The sequence below is a fragment of the Demequina salsinemoris genome (assembly GCF_000974805.1).
GTDB lineage: Bacteria > Actinomycetota > Actinomycetes > Actinomycetales > Demequinaceae > Demequina > Demequina salsinemoris.
The window spans coordinates 548,327-567,831 of the sequence record NZ_BBQZ01000001.1 but is presented as its reverse complement, the minus strand read 5'-3'; the positions used below and the strand labels follow the sequence as shown (position 1 = coordinate 567,831).

General features: G+C 70.8%; 18 protein-coding genes. 11 read left to right on the top strand and 7 right to left on the bottom strand.

What is annotated here, in order from left to right; all coding sequences use genetic code 11:
• Positions 1-388 precede the first annotated feature (388 nt).
• The gene (gene pgmB, locus AOP78_RS02605) at positions 389-1,060 is read right to left on the bottom strand and encodes a beta-phosphoglucomutase (RefSeq protein WP_062201155.1); all 672 of its coding nucleotides are present in this window, start codon (positions 1,058-1,060) and stop codon (positions 389-391) included.
• Between the two features lie 212 nt (positions 1,061-1,272).
• Here pgmB and AOP78_RS02600 point away from each other — a divergent pair, with 212 nt between their 5' ends.
• Entirely contained in the window at positions 1,273-2,097 is an 825-nt protein-coding gene (locus AOP78_RS02600; protein ID WP_062201152.1) for a class II aldolase/adducin family protein, read from the top strand.
• Between the two features lie 158 nt (positions 2,098-2,255).
• Entirely contained in the window at positions 2,256-3,227 is a 972-nt protein-coding gene (locus AOP78_RS02595; protein ID WP_062201150.1) for a patatin-like phospholipase family protein, read from the top strand.
• A gap of 13 nt (positions 3,228-3,240) precedes the next feature.
• Here the strand turns inward: AOP78_RS02595 and AOP78_RS02590 are convergent, their stop codons facing one another.
• The 3 genes from AOP78_RS02590 to AOP78_RS02580 all read right to left on the bottom strand — a co-directional run bounded on the left by AOP78_RS02590 (position 3,241) and on the right by AOP78_RS02580 (position 6,608).
• Entirely contained in the window at positions 3,241-4,092 is an 852-nt protein-coding gene (locus AOP78_RS02590) for a M15 family metallopeptidase (protein WP_062201147.1), read from the bottom strand.
• A gap of 171 nt (positions 4,093-4,263) precedes the next feature.
• Entirely contained in the window at positions 4,264-5,298 is a 1,035-nt protein-coding gene (locus AOP78_RS02585) for a hemolysin family protein (protein ID WP_062201144.1), read from the bottom strand.
• Positions 5,295-6,608: a hemolysin family protein gene (locus AOP78_RS02580; protein WP_062201140.1), complete on the bottom strand. Its 1,314-nt coding sequence runs from the start codon at positions 6,606-6,608 to the stop codon at positions 5,295-5,297. Before AOP78_RS02580 ends, AOP78_RS02585 begins: the two co-directional genes overlap by 4 nt.
• Positions 6,609-6,720: 112 nt before the next feature.
• On the opposite strand from AOP78_RS02580, the gene AOP78_RS02575 reads away from it, so the two are divergent.
• The 4 genes from AOP78_RS02575 (at position 6,721) to AOP78_RS02560 (ending at position 12,969) form a co-directional block, all read left to right on the top strand.
• The gene (locus tag AOP78_RS02575) at positions 6,721-7,644 is read left to right on the top strand and encodes an ABC transporter ATP-binding protein (RefSeq protein WP_062201137.1); all 924 of its coding nucleotides are present in this window, start codon (positions 6,721-6,723) and stop codon (positions 7,642-7,644) included.
• Positions 7,641-8,444: an ABC transporter permease gene (locus tag AOP78_RS02570; RefSeq protein WP_062201133.1), complete on the top strand. Its 804-nt coding sequence runs from the start codon at positions 7,641-7,643 to the stop codon at positions 8,442-8,444. The genes AOP78_RS02575 and AOP78_RS02570 overlap by 4 nt, the downstream gene beginning before the upstream one ends.
• 101 nt (positions 8,445-8,545) lie before the next feature.
• Entirely contained in the window at positions 8,546-12,370 is a 3,825-nt protein-coding gene (locus AOP78_RS02565) for a multifunctional oxoglutarate decarboxylase/oxoglutarate dehydrogenase thiamine pyrophosphate-binding subunit/dihydrolipoyllysine-residue succinyltransferase subunit (RefSeq protein WP_083979791.1), read from the top strand.
• The gene (locus AOP78_RS02560) at positions 12,367-12,969 is read left to right on the top strand and encodes a GDSL-type esterase/lipase family protein (RefSeq protein ID WP_062201128.1); all 603 of its coding nucleotides are present in this window, start codon (positions 12,367-12,369) and stop codon (positions 12,967-12,969) included. Before AOP78_RS02565 ends, AOP78_RS02560 begins: the two co-directional genes overlap by 4 nt.
• Before the next feature lie 207 nt (positions 12,970-13,176).
• On the opposite strand, the gene AOP78_RS02555 is transcribed toward AOP78_RS02560, so the two are convergent.
• Positions 13,177-14,265 (bottom strand): type IV pilus twitching motility protein PilT, encoded by a 1,089-nt coding sequence (locus tag AOP78_RS02555; protein WP_062201125.1) that lies wholly within the window; start codon positions 14,263-14,265, stop codon positions 13,177-13,179.
• A gap of 228 nt (positions 14,266-14,493) precedes the next feature.
• Between AOP78_RS02555 and AOP78_RS15625 the strand changes: the two genes are divergently transcribed.
• Positions 14,494-14,568 carry a 50S ribosomal protein bL37 gene (locus AOP78_RS15625; RefSeq protein WP_375730880.1) on the top strand — a complete coding sequence of 25 codons (75 nt, stop codon included), beginning with the start codon at positions 14,494-14,496 and terminating at the stop codon, positions 14,566-14,568.
• Positions 14,569-14,694: 126 nt separating this feature from the next.
• Here AOP78_RS15625 and rsrA read toward each other — a convergent pair whose 3' ends face one another.
• Both rsrA and AOP78_RS02545 read right to left on the bottom strand, forming a co-directional pair.
• Positions 14,695-14,946, bottom strand: coding sequence for a mycothiol system anti-sigma-R factor (gene rsrA / locus AOP78_RS02550; protein WP_062201121.1), 252 nt, complete (start codon positions 14,944-14,946; stop codon positions 14,695-14,697).
• The gene (locus AOP78_RS02545; protein WP_236685267.1) at positions 14,936-15,562 is read right to left on the bottom strand and encodes a sigma-70 family RNA polymerase sigma factor; all 627 of its coding nucleotides are present in this window, start codon (positions 15,560-15,562) and stop codon (positions 14,936-14,938) included. Before AOP78_RS02545 ends, rsrA begins: the two co-directional genes overlap by 11 nt.
• A 174-nt stretch (positions 15,563-15,736) precedes the next feature.
• Here AOP78_RS02545 and AOP78_RS02540 point away from each other — a divergent pair, with 174 nt between their 5' ends.
• From AOP78_RS02540 to hisN, 4 genes are all read left to right on the top strand, one after another.
• The gene (locus AOP78_RS02540; protein ID WP_062201117.1) at positions 15,737-16,270 is read left to right on the top strand and encodes a DoxX family membrane protein; all 534 of its coding nucleotides are present in this window, start codon (positions 15,737-15,739) and stop codon (positions 16,268-16,270) included.
• The gene (gene aroA, locus AOP78_RS15455) at positions 16,267-17,586 is read left to right on the top strand and encodes a 3-phosphoshikimate 1-carboxyvinyltransferase (RefSeq protein ID WP_062201113.1); all 1,320 of its coding nucleotides are present in this window, start codon (positions 16,267-16,269) and stop codon (positions 17,584-17,586) included. Before AOP78_RS02540 ends, aroA begins: the two co-directional genes overlap by 4 nt.
• Positions 17,583-18,602 carry a ribosome small subunit-dependent GTPase A gene (gene rsgA / locus AOP78_RS02530; protein ID WP_062201110.1) on the top strand — a complete coding sequence of 340 codons (1,020 nt, stop codon included), beginning with the start codon at positions 17,583-17,585 and terminating at the stop codon, positions 18,600-18,602. The genes aroA and rsgA overlap by 4 nt, the downstream gene beginning before the upstream one ends.
• Before the next feature lie 89 nt (positions 18,603-18,691).
• Positions 18,692-19,483 (top strand): histidinol-phosphatase, encoded by a 792-nt coding sequence (gene hisN / locus AOP78_RS02525; RefSeq protein ID WP_062201108.1) that lies wholly within the window; start codon positions 18,692-18,694, stop codon positions 19,481-19,483.
• The last annotated feature ends 22 nt before the right edge of the window (positions 19,484-19,505 follow it).

The following is a 19,505-nucleotide window of genomic DNA, read 5'->3' as shown; positions in this document are numbered from 1 at the left end:
GAGGCTAGGCGCGGCCCTCCAGGCTGTCAAGAGATCGCGATCGGAGGCGTCCGGGATTGCTCGGCATCCCCGAAGCGTCAAGGGGGCGCGAGCGCGCGGAACTGTTCGGGCCACTCGAATATTGACCAGTACCAGGGATTTCACCGACAACGGCGACGCCATGGCCATGGCGGAGAGCCCCCAGCCACGGTGACGCAAGGCCGATGTGCGCGCTCACAACGACGCCACCGCGCCATCGCCGCATCCACACTGAAGGCGCGTCGTTATTGAATCGATATCATTGAAAAGTTCAAAGTCGCCACGGCGACTCGTCGCCCGCGCCGACCGGCCGCCGCGCGGCCACCCGTCCGCAGCGCGAAGCGCGGCTGACGCAGGACCGCCCGACCGCTCAGTCGTCGCTGCCGACGAAGACGATGCCGTGCGCCGCGAGCTCCCCTGCGGCGTGCAGCCCGGGGATCACCACGTCCGCCTCGGTCAGCACGGCGGGATCGCCGATGCCGACCGCCACCATGTCCCCCGCATGGGCCGCCTCGACCCCGGCGATCGCGTCCTCGAAGACGACGCACGCGGACGGCTCGACGCCGAGCGCCTCCGCGCCCGCGAGGAACACCCGCGGATTCGGCTTCGCCTCCGTGACCACGGAGCCGTCGATGACCGCGTCGAACAGGTCGACGATCTCCAGGCACTCGAGGATCATCGGGGCGTTGCGGCTCGCGGAGCCGAGAGCCGTGAGGACTCCCCTGTCGCGCAGCTCGACGAGGTACTCGCGAGCGCCGGGGAGCATGTCCTCGGGGGTGATCGTGCTGATCGCCTCGACGTAGCGGGCGTTCTTCTCGGCCGCGAGGCGCACCGCCTCCTCCTCGGACACCGTCACGCCGCCGATGTGCAGCACGACCCGCAGCGCATCCATCCGACCGACGCCCTTGAGCAGCTCCTCATCCTCGTCGGCAAGCGTGAAGCCGAGCTCGGCCGCGGTCTGCCGCCACGCAGCGAAATGATGCACCGCAGTGTCGACGATGACACCGTCGAGGTCGAAGAGCGCTGCGCGGTAGGTGGTCATGTCGAGTCCTCCCGGGACGTTGGGCTTCTCCGTGCTCCTACGATTCTGGTGGACGAACCGCTGAGAGTCACGACGCACCGCGCCGTCGCGCCCATTCCTCGTCACCGCGTCCGGGACCTTGGACGTGCACGCCGATCGTCAGGTATGATTGAATCGTTTCAAGAGCTTCATCAAGAACGCGACATCGACGTCGCCCCCTAGGAAGGAACACCATGGCCATCGACCAGCCGAAGCCCACCCTCGACGAGCTCATCGAGCAGATCGGCGAGTCCGGCGCCCGCATCTGCGAGATCGACGCCTCCGAGGCCGGAGCGGGCAACATCTCCGTGTACATGGGTTGGGACGTCGAGGTGCGACGCCACTTCCCCAACGCCGAGGAGATCGAGCTCCCCGTCCCCGCCCCCGCCCTCGCCGGCGGCACGGTCCTCGCGACCGGCTCCGGCCGCCGCCTGCGTCAGATCGAGGACGAGCCGCTGTCCGCGATCGGCGCCGTCAAGATCCACGAGGGCGGCCTCACCGGCACGCTCTACACCTCGAACAGCCGCAAGTTCCAGAGGCTGACCTCGGAGTTCAACTCGCACCTCGCCGTCCACCAGGATCAGGTCTCGCGCCGCGGCATCGACTTCCAGGCCGTCGTGCACGCCCAGCCGCCGCACCTCACCTACCTCAGCCACGTCCCCGCCTACCAGACCAGCGAGGCGATGAACCGCGCGATCCTGCGCTGGGAGCCCGAGTCGATCGTGTCGCTCTCGCAGGGCATCGCCGTCCTCCCGTTCTGCATCCCCGGCTCGGAGAAGATGAGCAACGAGAACGTCGCCGGCCTGCGCGACTTCGAGATCACCCTCTGGTCCAAGCACGGCACGATGTCGCGCTCCGACATCTCCGTCTTCCGCGCGGTCGACCGCGTCGAGTATGCCGAGACCGGCGCCAAGTACGAGTTCATGGACCTCCAGGCAGGCGGCAAGGCCGAGGGCCTCAGCCGCGAGGAGATCCGTGGCGTCGCCGACACCTTCGGCATCTCGTCGCAGTGGCTGTGACCACCGCCTGACGCACTCTCCCTGCGAAGGCCCCGAGGCACCGCCTCGGGGCCTTCGTCGTGCTCGAGACCACCGGAAGCGCGATCGAGCCCCGGCCACCGCATCGTCCCTGTGGAGATCTCCGCGTACGTGACACCGGGTTCCCTACGATGGAAGGCATGGAGGACCGCGTCGATCTGCGCTACTCACCCAGGCTCGGGCTCGCCCTCGGCGGAGGCGGCGCCCTGGGCGCGGCGCATGTCGGGGTGCTGCAGGTGCTGCTTGAGAAGGGCATCCGCCCTGAGCTCGTCGTCGGCACCTCCGCGGGCAGCGTCATCGGGGCCGCCTACGCGGCCGGCACGGATCCGTACGAGCTCGCCGACCTCGTGCTGCGCGCCGATTGGGGTCACTTCGGCACGTTCTCGTTCACGCCGGGGCTGGGCATCCTCGACACGGAGGGCCTCCGCCGGACGATCGACGAGGTCGCGGGCGGCGACCGCCTCATCGAGGACCTCCCGATCCGCTACGCGGCGGTCGCCACCGACGTCGCCACGGGGAAGGCCGTCCTGCTCTCGGAGGGATCGCTCGTCGACGCCATGTCCGCCTCGATCGCGGTGCCCGGCCTGTTCAAGCCCAAGCGCGTTCGCGGACACCTCCTCGTCGACGGCGGCGTGGTCCAGAACCTGCCGCTCCAGGCGGCCTTCGAGATCGGCGCGAGCGAGGTGATCGGCGTGCGCCTGGCCGCCGAATGGGACGCGCTCCCCCAGCTCCGCACCGGCACCTCGATCCACGAGCTCGAGATCGACGCGCGCGTGACGATGATCAGGCCTCAGATCGGACAGCGGACCCAGTGGTCGACCGGCGACATCCCCGGCCTCATCCAGCTCGGCCGCGAGGCCGCGGAGCGGGAGCTGGCGCAGTACGCCGTGGTGAGCCCGCGCGCGACGGACGCCGAGGCCGAGGTGCGCGCGCAGGAGGCCGCGAACCTCGTGCGAGGCGCGTCGGGAGGCTCCTTCGCGAGCGTCAGGGAGTCGATCGCCACGCGTGCCGGCTCGTTGAGAGACCGGGCGGAGGGGCTCCTGGGGACGGAGGGAGCGGGCTCCGTCGCGCGGCTGCGCCGACGCGATCGGCGGGACGCGGACGCGCGCTGATCACGCGCTTGCGTCAGTCGGAGACGCCGTTGCCGTAGGTCGAGCCGTACAGGTCCATCGCGGTCGTCGCGGGCTCGTACTCCCAGTGCCACGGCTCATACTTCTTGGTCTTCGCCCACGTCGGGTTCACGAAGCCCCAGGTCTCCGCATTCGCGTCGAGCCAGGCCTTCGACGTGCCCTGGTAGTCGCCGTCGCACAGGTCGATCGCGAGGCCGTAGCCGTGCACCGACGTGCCCGGCGTCGCCGCGAGCCACCCGCGCGAGGCCTTGGTGGCGTACTGCTGCGCGAGCGTGCGGTAGCCCTGCGCCACGCACAGGTCGGTGCCGAACTCGGCCTTGTAGGCGGCGTTCATCTCCGCGTAGGCGATGGCGGCGTCCGCCCTGAGGAGCGAGCCGCCGACGATCTCGCACAGCTCGCTCGAGGGGAGCTGCCCGTTGGAGGCGTTCTCGACGATCGACGTCGGATCGCAGTCCGGCAGATAGTCGCTCACGGTGTACGTGTCGGAGACCGCGATGGCGCTCGCCACCTCCTTCTCCGACGGCGCGTCCAGGCTCGCCTCAACCAGTTGCGGTGCACGGCCGAGCAGGGCGTGAGCAGTGGAAGGCGCCTCGCCGACCACGACGCCGGGGATCTCCTCGACCGCGTCGACATACGGGAGCACCGTTCCCACGATGGGGTACACGAGCATGGCCATCGCGAAGCTCGCGATGACGCTGCCGCGGGCGAGGGTCTTGCGACGACGATGCGTCGAGCGGATCTTCAGCTCCTGCGTCTCGCGGAGCCGGCGCAGCCGACGGGACCTGTGGTGCCCTCGCGCGCGGAGGGTCGGATCGCCAGCGTCCGACGCCCGTGTGCGTGCGTTCACAGAAGACCTCTCACCATCGTCGCTCTACTCGACGCGCCCGGCCGGGGGATGGTCGGACACTCGTAGAAGGATAACGGATTGGTCACGGTCAGGAGGCAGACAGGTGACGAACGTCTCATTTTGATCCAGTTGGGCGCTCTGAGGCATCTGCGAGGTTCGATGCGGAATCGCCTACGCGCGCCCGCGCGCGATGGAGTCGCGGACCTCGCCGACCAGCTCCTCGAGGATGTCCTCGAGGAACAGCAGCCCCACCGTCCGACCCTCGTCGGAGACCGCCGCGATGTGCGCGCCTGTGGAGCGCATCCGCGCGAGGACGGCCTCGACCTCGTCGTCATGCGCGACGACGGGCAGGTCGCGCACCCGCCAGGACTGGATCGGGTCCTCGCGCTCCCCCGGGCGCATGAAGAGCGTGTCCTTCATGTGGAGGTAGCCCACGCATCGTCCGTCGTCCATCACCGGGAGCCGGGAGAACCCCGTGCGCGTCACCGCGCGCTCGAACTCGTCGACGGTCACGCCGAAGGGCACGCCGACGACCTTGTCGATCGGGACCATGACGTCCGAGGCGACGTTGTCCGAGAACTCGATCGCGCCGGTCAGCAGACCGGCCGCGTCGGAGATCGTGCCCTCCTCGCTCGACCGTTCGACGATCTGGTGCACCTCATCCGCGGTGAAGGCGGACGTCACCTCGTCGCGGGGCTCGATGCCGAGCCCCTTGAGGATCAGGTTGGCGAGCCAGTTGAGCGCTCCGATGATGGGCCGGACGATGCGCCCCATCCACACGAGCGGAGGCCCGAGCAGGAGCGCGGCCCTGTCGGGGCTGGAGACCGCGGCGTTCTTGGGCACCATCTCGCCGACGACGACGTGCAGGCCGACGATCACGAGCAGGGCGATCGCGACCGCGACTCCGTGGGCCGCGTCGGTCGGGATGCCGACCGCGTGCAGCACCGGCTCGAGGGCGTGCGCGAGCGCGGGCTCCGCGACGACACCGAGGCTCACGGAGCACACCGTCACGCCCAGCTGCGCCGTGGCGAGCATGAGGGAGACGTTCTCCATGGCCCACAGCACCGTGGCCGCCGATCGGGATCCTGCCTCGGCCCGCGGCTCGATCGAGGATCGGCGCGCGGAGATGACGGCGAACTCTCCGCCGACGAAGAACGCGTTCGCGGCGAGCAGGCCGACGATCATCAGGACCATCTCGACGCTCATCGCGCGACCTCGCCCTCGTCGTCGAAGTCGGGGACCGCGTCGAGGCGGACGCGGTCGACGCGGCGACCGTCCATGCGCTCCACGCGGATGGCGAGCCCGTCCTCCAGGACCTCGTCGCCGACCTCGGCGACCCTGCCGAGCCTTGACATCAGGAATCCGCCGACCGTCTCGTAGGCGTGGGACTCGGGGATGGTCAGGCCGGTGGCCTCGTGGACCTCGTCGGGCCGCAGCAGCCCAGGGAGGATCCACGCGCCGCCGGCGATGCGGTACGCCTCGGGACGTCGGTGGTCGTGCTCGTCAGCGACCTCGCCGACGAGCTCCTCGACGACGTCCTCGAGCGTCACGAGCCCGGCCGTGCCGCCGTACTCGTCGACGACGATCGCGCACTGATGGCCCAGCCCGCGCAGCTCGACGAGGAGGGGTGCGAGCGCCATCGTCTCGGGCACGCGCGGCGCGTCGACCATGATCGCGTCCGCGGGAGTCGTGCCGCGCTCGTGGGCGGGCACGCCGAAGGCCGCGCGCAGATGCACGAGGCCGAGCACGTCGTCCGGGCCCTCGCCGCACACCGGAAACCGCGAGTGGCCGGTGGCGCGCGCGAGCGACATGACGTCGTCCACGGTCGCCTCGGCGCCGAGCGTCTGCATCCTGGTCCTGTCGGTCATCACGTCGATCGCGGTGAGGTCATCCATCTCGATCGAGTTCTTCAGCAGGAGCGCGGTCGACGGGGCGAGCGTGCCCACCTCCGCCGAGCGACGCACGAGGGCCGCGAGCTCCTGCCGCGAGCGCGCGCCCGACAGCTCCTCCTTGGGCTCGAGCCCCACGGAGCGCAGGATCCCGTTGGCGGCGCCGTTGAGCGTCGCGATGACGGGCCGCAGCGCGACGGTGAACCCCGCGTTGAGCGGGGCTGCGACGCGCGCGGTGCGCATGGGGTCGGCGAGCGCCGCGTTCTTGGGGACCAGCTCGCCGATGATCATCGAGAACGCGTTCACGATCACGAGAGACAAGGCTCCGGCGAGGCCCGCCACGGCTCCGCGCAGGAACGGCACCGACTCGAGCGGGATGCTGAGAAGGTTGAAGAGCGCGGGCTGGGCCGTGTAGCCCAGGAGGATCGTCGTCAGCGTGATGCCGACCTGAGCGCCCGAGAGCTGGGTGGACAGGTGCCTGAGGGAGCGGCGGATGCGCTTGGCACCGGGCGCGTCGTCGTCCACCTGCGAGGGGTCGAGCGCGACGAGCGAGAACTCCGCGGCGACGAAGACCGCGGTACCGAGCGTGAGGAGAACGCCGACTCCGACGTAGATCCAGTCGATCACGGGCGGCCGCAACTGTCAGGGTCCATGATGTCGTAAGGATACAGGCGAGGGCGCCGTGGGCATAGCACCCTAACTGTGCTAGTTTCTCTATAACAATAGTTTTGGAGGAGCCATGGAGGGACCACGGATCGTGGTCGACGGCCTCACGAAGCGCTACGACTCCGTCGTCGCGGCGCAGGACGTCGGCTTCGTGGCCGAGCCGGGACGCGTCACGGGCTTCCTCGGCCCCAACGGCGCCGGCAAGACGACGACGCTTCGCGCGCTGCTCGGACTCCTCACCCCGACCTCGGGCGACGCGACGTTCGACGGCACGTCCTACGGGAGGCTCGTCAGGCCCGCGACCGTCGTCGGGGCGCACCTCGAGCCCGCCTTCCACCCGGGACGCACCGCGCGCGGCCACCTGCGCACGCTCGCGCCGCTGAGCGGCGTCCCCGACTCCAGGTGCGACGAGGTGCTCGCGATGGTCGGCCTCGCCGAGGCCGCGGATCGGCGCGTCGGGGGCTACTCGCTCGGGATGCGGCAACGGCTCGGCCTCGCGACCGCACTGCTCGGCGACCCGCGCGCTCTCGTGCTCGACGAGCCCGCCAACGGGCTCGATCCCGCGGGCATCACCTGGATGCGCGCCTTCGTGCGCGCCTTCGCCGAGCGCGGCGGCACCGTGCTGCTGTCGTCGCATCTGCTGTCGGAGGTCGAGCAGACGGTCGACGACGTCGTGATCATCGCGCGAGGCACGGTCCGCCACGCCTCGTCGCTCGCGGACCTCAGCGCGCTCGCCACCCGGGAGGTCGCGCTGCGCTCCCCCGACGCCGACGGGCTCGCCCGCCTCGTCGCGCGCTGGGACGGCTCGACCGTCGCACCCGACGGGACTGCGACGGTGCGCGGCGCGACCGCCGCCGAGGTCGGCGCCGAGGCATTCGCCGCCGGCCTCGAGGTGCACCACCTCGCCGAGCACGGCGAGAACCTCGAGCAGGTCTTCCTCCGACTGACGAAGGATCCCGACCCGGAGGACCGGCTCGACGAGGAGGCCGCGGCATGAGCGCCTCGTTCCGCTCCGAGCTGCGCAAGGCGCTCTCGACCCGCCTGTGGTGGGTGCTGCTGCTCCTCATGGCGGCCACGGTGGTGTTCTTCGCGGGAGTCTTCGCGTTCGCGTTCACGTTCGGGGACACGACCGGGACGGATGGTGAGGCTCTCGTCATCGCGCCGCGGGACATGGCGATCACGGTCTACACGATGGGCGTCTCGCTCGGGTACGCCTTCCCCCTCGCGTTCGGCGCGCTCATGATGACGAGCGAGTTCAGGCACCGAACCCTCGCCACGACGCTGCTCGCGCAGCCGAGCCGCAGCCGGCTGGTGCTCGGGAAGCTCACCGCCGCGCTGCCCTTCGCGCTGCTGTACGGCGTCGTCTCCGCGATCGCCTCCGTCGGGGTCGGAGCCGCGGCCTTCGCACTGGCCGACCAGCCCGTCATGCTGGACGACCCCGACGTCCTGCGGTCGATCGCCCTGTCGATCGTTGCCATGGGCGCGTGGATGCTCGTCGGCGTCGGATTCGGCTCGGCCGTGACCAACCAGGTCGCGGCGATCGTGATCGTGCTCGGCTGGACCCAGCTCGTGGAGCCGATCCTGCGGCTGGCCCTCGGCTTCGTCCCCGCCCTCGCTCCCGCCGCGAAGCTCCTGCCAGGAGCCGCGGGAGAGGCGCTCGCGGGCAGCAGCTTCTACTCCGCTGCGGGCATGTCCGACCTGCTCCCCGCGTGGGGAGGGCTGCTCGTCCTGCTCTCCTACGGAGCGATCGCGGCGGGCATCGGCTGGCTCACCTCCCTGCGACGGGACGTGGCCTGACGACGCCCGCCCTGGTCGGGTAACGATTTGCCCAAATGGGCGCGGGTGTGTTCACCGCGCCCACGATGAGGCACGATGATGAGAGATGCACCACCGCATCGATGCGACATCGCGAGAAAGTGAGCGGCCCACACGTGTCCCCCGACACCAGCGCGCCTGACACCGACCGCACCTCCATCGTGCACACCGCGGGCGCCCCGTCCGTCGCCTCCCTCCTTGTGGGGGCCGGCCAGGGATCCGCAGTGCACGAGCCGGCAATGACGCCGGCACCCGAGGTCGGGCCGGCCCAGGAGTCCCCCTCCGGCGCCACGTCACCCAGTCCAGTCCCCACCGCCACCGTCCCCACCTCAGCGGTCCCCGCGCAGCCCGCGCAGCCCGCGCCTGCCGCGGCGCCCGCTGCGTCCGCGGCAGCGCCTTCTGCGCCCGCGGCGGCACCTTCTGCGCCTGCGGCGGAGCGTCCGGCACCCCCCGTACAGCCGCCCACTGCGCCTGTCGCCACCGCGCAGGCCCCCACGGCGCTGTACCTGCAGCGCCCGGACCACGAGCAGCGCGAGGTCGCCGACCACCACCACGGGCTTGAGCGCCTGCGCGGTCCCGCCGCCCGCGTCGTCACGAACATGGAGTCGTCGCTCGCGGTCCCCACGGCCACGTCCGTGCGACCGATCCCCGCGAAGCTCCTCCAGGACAACAGGGTCGTGATCAACAACCACCTCGCGCGCACGCGCGGCGGCAAGGTGAGCTTCACGCATCTCGTGGCCTTCGCGCTCGTCGAGGCGCTCGACGCGCTGCCCGCGATGAACTCCTTCTACGTGACGGACCCCGACGGCAAGCCCGCGGTGAGCGGCCCCGAGCACGTGCACCTGGGCATCGCGATCGACCTCGCGAACGATGACGGCTCGCGACAGCTCCTCGTCCCGAACGTCAAGAACGCCGACCAGATGGACTTCGACCAGTTCTGGACGTCGTACGACGCGGTGGTCAAGCGCGCCCGGCTGGGCACGCTCCAGCCCGAGGACTTCACGGGCACCACCATCACGCTCACCAACCCCGGCACGCTCGGCACCGTCCACTCGGTGCCGCGGCTCATGCGAGGGCAGGGCGCGATCATCGCGGTCGGCGCGATGGACTACCCGGCCGAGTACCAGGGAGCCAATCCCGAGACGGTGGCACGCCTCGGCGTCTCCAAGGTGATGACGCTCACGTCCACCTACGACCACCGCGTGATCCAGGGGGCGCAGTCGGGCGAGTTCCTCGCGATCGTGCATCGCAAGCTGCTCGGCCTCGACGGCTTCTACGACCGGGTGTTCGCGGCCCTGAGGGTGCCGTACGAGCCTGTTCGCTGGGTCCAGGACTCGATGACCGACGAGGCCACCGAGGCCGCGAAGCCCGCCAAGATCGCCGACCTCATCCACGCCTACCGCTCGCGCGGCCACCTCATGGCGGACGTCGATCCGCTGAGCTCCCGGCCTCGCAAGCACAGCGATCTCGACATCCAGACGCACGGGCTCACGCTGTGGGACCTGGACCGCACATACCCCACAGGGGGGTTCGCGGGTCAGGACCGCTGGACGATGCGCGACGTCCTCAACCGCCTGCGCGACGCGTACTGCCGCACCATGGGCCTCGAGTACATGCACATCTCGGATCCGGCCCAGCGCCGCTGGTTCCAGGAGAGGCTCGAGCACGGCTTCACCCGGCCCGACCGCGACGAGCACCTGAGGATCCTGCGCCGCCTCAACGCCGCCGAGGCGTTCGAGGCCTTCCTGCAGACCAAGTACGTGGGCCAGAAGCGGTTCTCGCTGGAGGGCGGAGAGTCGCTCATCCCCCTGCTCGACGCGCTGCTGTCCGAGTCCGCGCGAGCGGGCATCGCGGAGGTCTGCATCGGCATGGCCCACCGCGGCCGTCTCAACGTGCTCGCCAACCTCGCCGGCAAGTCGTACTCCCAGATCTTCTCCGAGTTCGACGGCACCGCCCTGCCCGGCTCCGTCCAGGGCTCGGGCGACGTGAAGTACCACCTCGGCACCGAGGGCGTGTTCACCGCCGAGACCGGGCAGAGCACGCAGGTCTACCTCGCGGGTAACCCCTCCCACCTGGAGGCCGTCAACCCCGTCCTCGAGGGCATCGTCCGGGCGAAGCTCGACGCGATGGGCGCCGACCCGGCGACCGACGGCTTCCCCGTGCTGCCCGTGCTCATCCACGGTGACGCGGCGTTCGCCGGCCAGGGCATCGTCCAGGAGACGCTCAACATGGCGCAGCTGCGCGGCTACCGCGTCGGCGGCACCGTGCACGTCATCATCAACAACCAGGTCGGCTTCACCACCGGCCCGCAGGACTCCCGGTCCACTCGCTACGCGACCGACCTCGCCAAGGGCTACCAGATCCCGATCTTCCACGTGAACGGCGACGACCCCGAGGCGTGCGTGCGGGCGGCGAGCCTCGCGTTCGAGTACCGCGAGTCGTTCCACCGCGACGTGATCGTCGACATGGTCTGCTACCGCAGGCGCGGTCACAACGAGGGCGACGACCCGTCGATGACGCAGCCCCGCATGTACGACCTCATCGAGGCGAAGCGGTCGGTGCGCCACCTCTACACCGAGTCGCTGATCCGCCGCGGAGACATCACGACCGACGAGGCCGACCAGGTCTCGAAGGACTACCTCGCCCAGCTCGAGAGGGTCTTCCTCGAGACTCGCGAGGGCTTCGAGACGCAGACCGAGGCGATCGCCGGTCTCGAGGTTCCGAGCTCGCAATCGATGGACGCGGGCGTCATGGTCGGCTGGCAGACGTCGGTCGCCGCGAGCCAGCTCGAACGCATCGGCCGCGCGCACACGCGTCCGCCCGAGGGCTTCACGGTCCACCCCAAGCTCGCGAAGCTCATGGAGCGCCGCGAGCTCATGAGCCGCGAGGGCGGGATCGACTGGGGCTACGGCGAGGTGCTCGCCTTCGGCACGCTGCTCCAGGAGGGCGTGCCCGTGCGCATCTCAGGCCAGGACACGCGCCGCGGCACGTTCGTGCAGCGCCACGCCGTGCTGCACGACCGCTCGACGGGCGCCGAGTGGACGCCGCTGCTGTACCTCAGCGCCGACCAGGCGCGCCTGCACATCTACGACTCGCCCCTCAGCGAGTACGCGTGCGTCGGCTACGAGTACGGCTACTCGGTCGAGCGTCCCGACAGCCTGACGCTGTGGGAGGCGCAGTTCGGCGACTTCGTCAACGGCGCGCAGACGATCATGGACGAGTTCGTGTCCTCCGCGGAGCAGAAGTGGGGGCAGTCGTCGTCCGTCGTCCTGCTGCTCCCCCACGGCTTCGAGGGCCAGGGGCCCGACCACTCGTCGGCGCGCGTCGAGCGCTTCCTGCAGCTGTGCGGGGAGAACAACATGATCGCTGCGATGCCGTCCACGCCCGCGAGCTACTTCCACCTGCTGCGCCGCCAGGCGTACGACCGCCCGCGCCGTCCGCTCATCGTCTTCACGCCGAAGTCGATGCTGCGGCTCAGGGCCGCCACGAGCTCCGTCGAGGACCTCACCACCGGGACGTTCCGCGAGGTGATCCCCGACACGCTCGATCCCGAGGACGTCACGCGCGTGCTCGTGTGCGCAGGCAAGGTCTACTACGACCTCGAGGCGCACCGCGACCGCTCGGGAGACCGCTCCACGGCGATCGTCAGGCTCGAGCAGCTGTACCCGCTCGCGCATGACGCCATCAGGGAGGCGCTCGCCCCCTACGATGGGGCCGAGGTGGTCTGGGTTCAGGAGGAGCCCGAGAACCAGGGGGCATGGGCCAAGATCTCGCTCAGCCTCCCGCAGATCATCGACACCACGGTGTCGGTCGTCTCGCGGGCCGCCGCGGCATCGCCGGCCTCCGGGCTGGCGTCACGTCACAAGCAGGAGCAGGAGGAGCTCGTGTCACGAGCATTCGCACGATGAAGGATGTCTTCTTCGTAGGGGACGAGCTGGTGGCCGGCGTCGGCGACCCCAAGGCGCTCGGCTGGACCGGCCGGGTCGCCGCCCGCACCCTCCCCCTTGCGCCGGACCTGTCGTTCCACCTGCTCGCCGTCCCCGGTGAGACCACCGGTGAGATGACGAGCCGGTGGGACGAGGAGGCGCTGCGCCGCGTGGGCCCGAGCTCGGACGAGGGAGCCTCGCGTCACGTGCTCTTCGCGATCGGCCGGAACGACGTCCTGCGCGGGGTCTCCTCCACGATGACGCGCCTCAACATCGCGAACGCGCTCGACCGCGCGCACGCGCTCGGGTTCTCCGCGATGCTCGCGGGCCCGCCGCCCGGCCTCGAGGACCAGAACCTCAGGATCGCGGAGCTCGCCGCGCTGTGCGAGGAGGCCGCGGAGCGTCGCGCCGTGCCGTACATCGACATGTACAGCCCGCTCGCACGCCACGACCAGTGGCTCACCGACATGTCGACCGGGCGCGATGGCCTTCCCCAGCAGGCCGGCTACGGCCTCATGGCGTGGCTCGTGCTCCACTCGGCCTGGTACGACTGGCTGGGCCTCGAGCGCACGGAGGCCTGAGTCGAACCCGAGGCCTGACGCCTGAGGCCGAGGCGAACGCCGCATCGTCCCGGCGACCACATCGTCCCGGCCCGACGGTCTGAACCAATCTCGATCGCGGCACGCTAGCGTGCCGCGCCGCGACGCGGTGTGTCGCCGGGGTGTCGCCCGCGAGATTGGTTCGTACAGTCGGAGACAGCCCGAGGCGGACGGCTCCGATGCCGAGGATCAGGCGATGACGCCCTCGTTGCGCAGCGTGACCGACAGGTCGTGCGGGCGCGACGCGATCGCGATCGCGTCGTCGTAGGTGACCTCGCCGTCGCGCACGAGCTGGAACAGGTGCTGGTCGAAGGTCTGCATCTTGTAGTACTCGCCCTCGGCGATGAGATCCACGATGGGGGGCTGGCTCGACGGGTCCACGATCGCCTCGGCCGTGCGGCCGTTGTTGACCATGACCTCGGCGACGAGCTTGCGCCCCACGCCGTCGGACTTGCGCACGAGTCGCTGCGAGACGATGCCGCGCAAGGTCTGCGCGAGCGTCGCGCGGATCTGGTCCTGCTCGTGGGGCGTGAAGAAGTCGACGATGCGGTTGACGGTGTCCTGAGCGTCGACCGTGTGCAGGGTCGCGAGCACCAGGTGACCGGTCTCGGCCGCAGACAGGGCCGCACGCACCGTCTCGATGTCGCGCATCTCGCCGACGAGGATGACGTCGGGGTCCTGACGCATGGCGCCGCGCAGGGCGCTCGTGAAGTCGAGCGTGTCCGAGCGCACCTCGCGCTGCGAGATGATCGCCTTCTTGTCGGTGTGGAGAACCTCGATGGGGTCCTCGATCGTGACGATGTTGACCTCGCGCTCCTCGTTGATGAGGTCGACCATCGAGGCCAGCGTGGTCGTCTTGCCCGACCCGGTCGGGCCTGTGACGAGCACGAGCCCGCGGGGCTCGAGGGCCAGGTCGGCCAGCACGTCGGGCAGGCCGAGCTCGTCCATGGGCTGCGCGCCGATCGCGACGCGGCGGAACACGAGGCCGTCGGTGCCTCGCGCCACGTAGGCGTTGACGCGGAAGCGACCCACACCGGACAGCGAGAACGCGAAGTCCGCCTCATGCGTGTCGCGGAACTGCGCGACGAGGTCCTCGGGCAGCACCTGCGCGACCATGTTGCGCGTGTCCTCGGGACGCAGCGCGGGTACCTGGAGCTTGCGCAGGCGCCCGTCGACGCGGATGCGCGGCGCCGAGCCGACCTTGCAGTGCAGGTCGGAGCCGCCCGTCGACGCGAGTGCGTGGAGCAGCGGGATCACGGAGACTGGTTGATCGCTCACGAATGCTCCTTCGGCAGTTCGGACCGGAATCTTGAGGCGGCTGAGCCGCACGCTAGCGGTTCCCGCGCCTGCGCGCGGCAGTCGTGTGAGGCATGCCACACCGTCGTGGCACGCTCCCCGAACCGCGGCGAGGGAGCCTCAGACGGGGGTCGATGCGCGCATCGGTCCGCCTGTGGGACAATCGTGCGTCAAGCATATGTCCGACCGCATCCCGGAAAGGGGGAAGCCATGAGCAAGCGAGGCCGCAAGCGCAAGTCGCGTGCAGGTTCCGGCGCCAACCACGGCAAGCGCCCCAACGCCTGAGCATCACCAGAAGCGACGAGCCCGCCACCGGTCATTCCGGGGCGGGCTCTCGTGCTTCTCAGGGGTGGTCTGTCAGGGACGATGCTGGGGCCGCCTCCTCGGGGAGACGGACGACGCGGGGGCGCCTCACTCGGCCTTGCGGGCCTCGCGGAGGGTCGCCAGCACGCGGCTGCGCAGATCGTCGGGCGCGACCTCGCCGCCCGTCGCGTGCACCATGCCCTTGATCTTCTCGTTGATGCGGTGCTCCGCCTCGCACGGCGGACACGACCTCAGGTGCTCACCGATGCGGATGAGCTCGTCGTCGGGCAGCTCGTTGTCGATGTACTCGAAGAGGCGGTCGAGGGCCTCCGCGCACTCGGCCTTGTGGTCATGCGTCATCGCGCACCTCCTGCTCGCGCGACGCGGCGGCCGTGGCCGTCGTGGTCCCGCTGTCACGCTTGTCCTTCATGCCCCGCTCCGCGGCGTAGTCCCGCAGCTTCTCGCGCAGCAGCTTGCGCCCGCGGTGCAGCCGCGACATCACCGTGCCGACGGGGGTGTCCATGATCTCGGCTATCTCCTTGTACGCGAATCCCTCGACGTCGGAGAGGTACACCGCCATCCGGAAGTCCTCCGACAGCTCCGCGAGCGCGCGCTTGACCTCGGAGTCACCCATCGAGTCGAGCGCGGCGTCCTCCGCGGAGGCCAGGCCCGACGACGTGTGCTCGGCGGCCGCGGCGAGCTGCCAGTCCTCGACGGTCTCGGCGTCCGAGCGCTTCGGCTCGCGCTGCTTCTTGCGATACGTGTTGATGAACGCGTTGGTCTGGATGCGGTACAGCCACGCCTTGAGGTTGGTGCCGGGGGTGAAGCGCGCCTGGGCCGCGAAGGCCTTCGCGTACGTCTCCTGCACCAGGTCCTCGGCGTCGGCCCCGTTGCGCGTCATGCGCAGCGCGGCGGCATAGAGCTGGTCCATGTAGGACAGCGCCTCGGTCTCGAAGTCGAACTCGATCTCAGTCATCGGGTCCGAGCCTACTGAGGCGCGAGAGGGTGCCGCGACCCTTGAGGTCGCCTCCTTCTCCAGCGTCGCCATCATGGACACGGGAACGTCGGACGGCTGCCGCGCATTCCCCCGGGCCGAGGAGTGCCTGGTCCTCCCCTGCACGAGGGGCGTCGTCCCGAGTACTGTGGACGTATGTTCCGTGCACTCGCCCGACCGCTGCTCGCCACCTGGTTCGTCTACGGGGGCATCGAGTCCGTCCTTGAACCCGAGCGCCGCGCCGAGAGCGTCGCGCCGATGGTCGAGCCCGCTCTCAAGGAGCTGGGCATCGACGACAAGGTGACCACGACCGACCTGGTCAAGGCCCACGGCGCGCTGTCGATCGGCGCCGCGGCCCTGATGGCGGTGTCGCGTGCGCCGCGCACCGCCGCGCTGCTGCTGACCGGGCTCTCCGCCGCCACCACCGCGCTCACCCACCCGTTCTGGACCGTGGAGGACGCGGAGGAGAAGGAGGCCGAGAAGGAGCAGTTCCTCAAGAACCTCTCCCTCGTCGGCGGCGTCATGCTCGCCTCGACGGTCGGCCACTCGGCGCGCCACATCGCGCGCAAGAAGAAGGCCAAGGAGAAGGCCAAGGAGAAGGCGGCGGCGGCCAAGGCCAAGGAGTCCGAGGCGAAGGCAGCCATGCGCGAGGCCCAGAAGGCCAAGCGCTCCGCCAAGGCCGACGCGTGACCGCAGCCCTCCCCGTCGGGCTCGGACCCGATGAGGTCTGGGATGCGCCGCCCGCCGTCACCGAGCTCGACGCGACCGTCGAGGTCCCCGGGTCGAAGTCGCTGACCAACCGGTACCTCGTGCTCGCTGCGCTGTCCGACGGCCCCGTCCGCATCCGCGGGGGCCTGCGCTCGCGAGACTCCGCGCTCATGATCGGCGCGCTGCGCGCGCTCGGCGTGTGGGTGGACGATGCGGAGGACGAGTGGGACGTCGCCCCTGGCCCGCTGAGCGGCGGCACCCATATCGACTGCGGGCTCGCGGGCACCGTGATGCGCTTCGTCCCGCCCCTCGTGCTGCTCGCCGGCGCGCAGGGCGACACCCGTCCCGTGACCTTCGACGGCGACGAGGGCGCACGGGTCCGCCCGATGGGGCCCCTCCTCGATGCGCTCAGGGCGCTCGGCGCGACGGTCGAGGACGAGGGCCGCGGCACGCTCCCGTTCACCATCACGCCGCCGGCGACGACGCCCGCTGAGGTCGAGGTCGACTCGTCGTCGTCGAGCCAGTTCGTCACCGCGCTCCTGCTCGTCGCGCCCCGCCTCGCGCACGGGCTGACCGTGCGCCACGTCGGCGAGACGCTGCCAAGCCTTCCCCACATCGACATGACGTGCGAGTCGCTGCGCGAGGCGGGGATCCGCGTCGACCAGCCGGACGAGCGCACGTGGATCGTCCACCCCGGCGGGATCCATCTGCGCGAGGTGCGCGTGGAGCCGGACCTGTCGAACGCCGGCCCCTTCATGGCCGCAGCGCTCGTCGCGGGCGGCGAGGTGCGGATCCCGGGATGGCCCGCGACCACGACGCAGCCCGGCGCGTACTATCCCGAGCTCCTCGAACGCATGGGCGGCACGTGCGAGCTCGTCGACGGCGTCATGCGCGTCCGCGGCGACGGGACGGTGCGCGGCATCGAGGCCGACCTCTCCCCCGCCGGAGAGATCACCCCGACGATCGCGGCGCTGTGCGCGCTCGCCGACGGCGCCTCCCGGCTCACGGGCATCGGCCACCTGCGGGGGCACGAGACCGACCGTCTCGCGGCGATCGCGACCGAGGTCGAGCGCGTGGGCGGCCGGTGCGACGCGGGCGACGACTCGCTCACGTTCTCGGGGATGCCCCCCGCCGGCCTCCGCCCCGCAGTCATGGAGACCTACCACGACCACCGGATGGCGACCTTCGCCGCGATCCTGGGTCTCGCGGTTCAGGGGACGCACGTGCGCAATGTTGGCACGGTCGCGAAGACCATGCCGGACTTCCCGTCGATGTGGGCAGGGATGCTCTCCGCGTGAGCGACTGGAGCCGCTACGACGAGTCCGACGCGAAGGTCAGGCCCAGCCGTCGCGGATCGCGTCCGCGCACCAAGATCCGGCCCGCGCACGAGGAGGCCGTCGACGGCACGGTGATCGCGGTCGACCGCGGGCGGTACACGGTCCAGCTGGACGATGCGGTGGTCTCCGCGGTGAAGGCGCGCGAGCTGGGGCGACGCGGCCTCGTGATCGGCGACCACGTCCGCGTGGTCGGCGACGTGTCCGGCGCTCCCGACACCCTCGCCCGCGTGGTCACGCGGCTCGAGCGCCGCAACTCGCTCAGCCGCACGGCGGACGACACCGACCCGACCGAGCGCGTGATCGTCGCCAACGCCGACCAGCTCGCGATCGTGACCGCGCTCGCGGATCCCGAGCCGAACCCCAGGATGATCGATCGCTGCCTCGTCGCCGCCTTCGACGCGGGGCTCACCGCGCTGCTGGTGCTCACGAAGGCCGACCTGGCGAGCGCCGACGCGCTGCGCGCCGCCTACGAGCCGCTCGGGGTCACCGTCATCGAGACCTCCACCAGGCGCGAGGGCGGCCCCGAGGCCGACCCGGGCTTCGTGCGGTTCCGCCAGGAGCTGCACGGCATCTCGACCGTCCTCGTCGGCTACTCCGGCGTAGGCAAGTCGACGCTCGTGAACGCGCTCGTCCCTAGCGCCGGGCGCGCGGTGGGCCACGTGAACGACGTCACCGGTCGCGGCCGCCACACCTCGACCTCGGCGATCCGCTACGAGGTACCGGCGGGCGGCTGGATCGTCGACACCCCTGGCGTGCGCTCCTTCGGGCTCGCGCACGTGGACCCCGAGCGCTTCATCCACGCGTTCCCCGACGTGTCCGCGGCGTCGGACGAGCTGTGCCCGCGGGCCTGCACGCACGAGTCCGCGGAGGCCGGCTGCGAGCTCGACGCATGGGCGGGCGACGATGCCGCGCGTCGCGCGCGCGTCGACTCGATCCGCCGCCTGCTGGCCTCCCGCGCGGCGGGCGACCCGCGCTGAGCGCTCCGTCGGCGGCCCTCGCGTCACGCGCCGCTCTCGCTCGCGAGCGCGGTGCCTGACACCCGCTGACGGGCCGGTAGCCTGGCAGCATGGATCCGATCGGTGCATACGCGGAGGACCTGCGCCTCGCGCTCGAGGTCGCGGCCGAGGTGGACGCCCTCACCGTCAGCAACTTCGCCTCCGACACGCTCACCGTGGAGCTCAAGCCGGACGACACCCCGGTCACCGCGGTCGATCGCGCCGCCGAGCAGCTCGTGCGGACGCGCATCACCGAGGCCCGCCCGGACGACGCGTTCCTCGGCGAGGAGTTCGGCGCGACGGGCGACAGCGCCCGTCAGTGGGTGGTCGACCCCATCGACGGCACCAAGAACTACATCCGCGAGGTCCCGGTCTGGGCCACGCTCATCGCCCTGATCGACCGGGGCGTTCCCGTGGTGGGCGTCGTGTCCGCTCCTGCGCTCGGTCGACGCTGGTACGCGGCGGCCGGCTCCGGGGCGTGGGGCGAGTCCCCCACCGCGGGCGCGCATCGGCTGTCCGTGTCCTCGGCGACGACGCTGTCCGAGTCATCCCTGTCGTACTCGTCGCTGTCAGGGTGGGAGGAGCGCGGGCTGCTGCCCGCGTTCCTGGACCTCACCCGCGCGGTGTGGCGCACCAGGGCGTACGGCGACTTCTGGAGCTACATGATGGTCGCGGAGGGCCAGGTCGACGCGGCCTGCGAGCCCGAGCTCGCGCTGTACGACATGGCCGCCCTCGTCCCGATCGTCGAGGAGGCGGGCGGACGGTTCACCTCGCTCGCGGGAGAGCCCGGACCGTTCGGCGGCGACGCCCTCGCGACGAACGGGATGCTCCACGACGAGGTGCTCGAGCGGCTTCGGGGCTGACCCCGTCGGGCCCCGCGGCGCC

Coding starts and splice junctions, on each gene's coding strand:
- pgmB (WP_062201155.1), bottom strand. CDS start 1,060: ATGACCACCTACCGCGCAGCGCTCTTCGACCTCGACGGTGTCATCGTC.
- AOP78_RS02600 (WP_062201152.1), top strand. CDS start 1,273: ATGGCCATCGACCAGCCGAAGCCCACCCTCGACGAGCTCATCGAGCAG.
- AOP78_RS02595 (WP_062201150.1), top strand. CDS start 2,256: ATGGAGGACCGCGTCGATCTGCGCTACTCACCCAGGCTCGGGCTCGCC.
- AOP78_RS02585 (WP_062201144.1), bottom strand. CDS start 5,298: ATGAGCGTCGAGATGGTCCTGATGATCGTCGGCCTGCTCGCCGCGAAC.
- AOP78_RS02575 (WP_062201137.1), top strand. CDS start 6,721: ATGGAGGGACCACGGATCGTGGTCGACGGCCTCACGAAGCGCTACGAC.
- AOP78_RS02570 (WP_062201133.1), top strand. CDS start 7,641: ATGAGCGCCTCGTTCCGCTCCGAGCTGCGCAAGGCGCTCTCGACCCGC.
- AOP78_RS02565 (WP_083979791.1), top strand. CDS start 8,546: ATGCGACATCGCGAGAAAGTGAGCGGCCCACACGTGTCCCCCGACACC.
- AOP78_RS02560 (WP_062201128.1), top strand. CDS start 12,367: ATGAAGGATGTCTTCTTCGTAGGGGACGAGCTGGTGGCCGGCGTCGGC.
- rsrA (WP_062201121.1), bottom strand. CDS start 14,946: ATGACGCATGACCACAAGGCCGAGTGCGCGGAGGCCCTCGACCGCCTC.
- AOP78_RS02545 (WP_236685267.1), bottom strand. CDS start 15,562: ATGACTGAGATCGAGTTCGACTTCGAGACCGAGGCGCTGTCCTACATG.
- AOP78_RS02540 (WP_062201117.1), top strand. CDS start 15,737: ATGTTCCGTGCACTCGCCCGACCGCTGCTCGCCACCTGGTTCGTCTAC.
- hisN (WP_062201108.1), top strand. CDS start 18,692: ATGGATCCGATCGGTGCATACGCGGAGGACCTGCGCCTCGCGCTCGAG.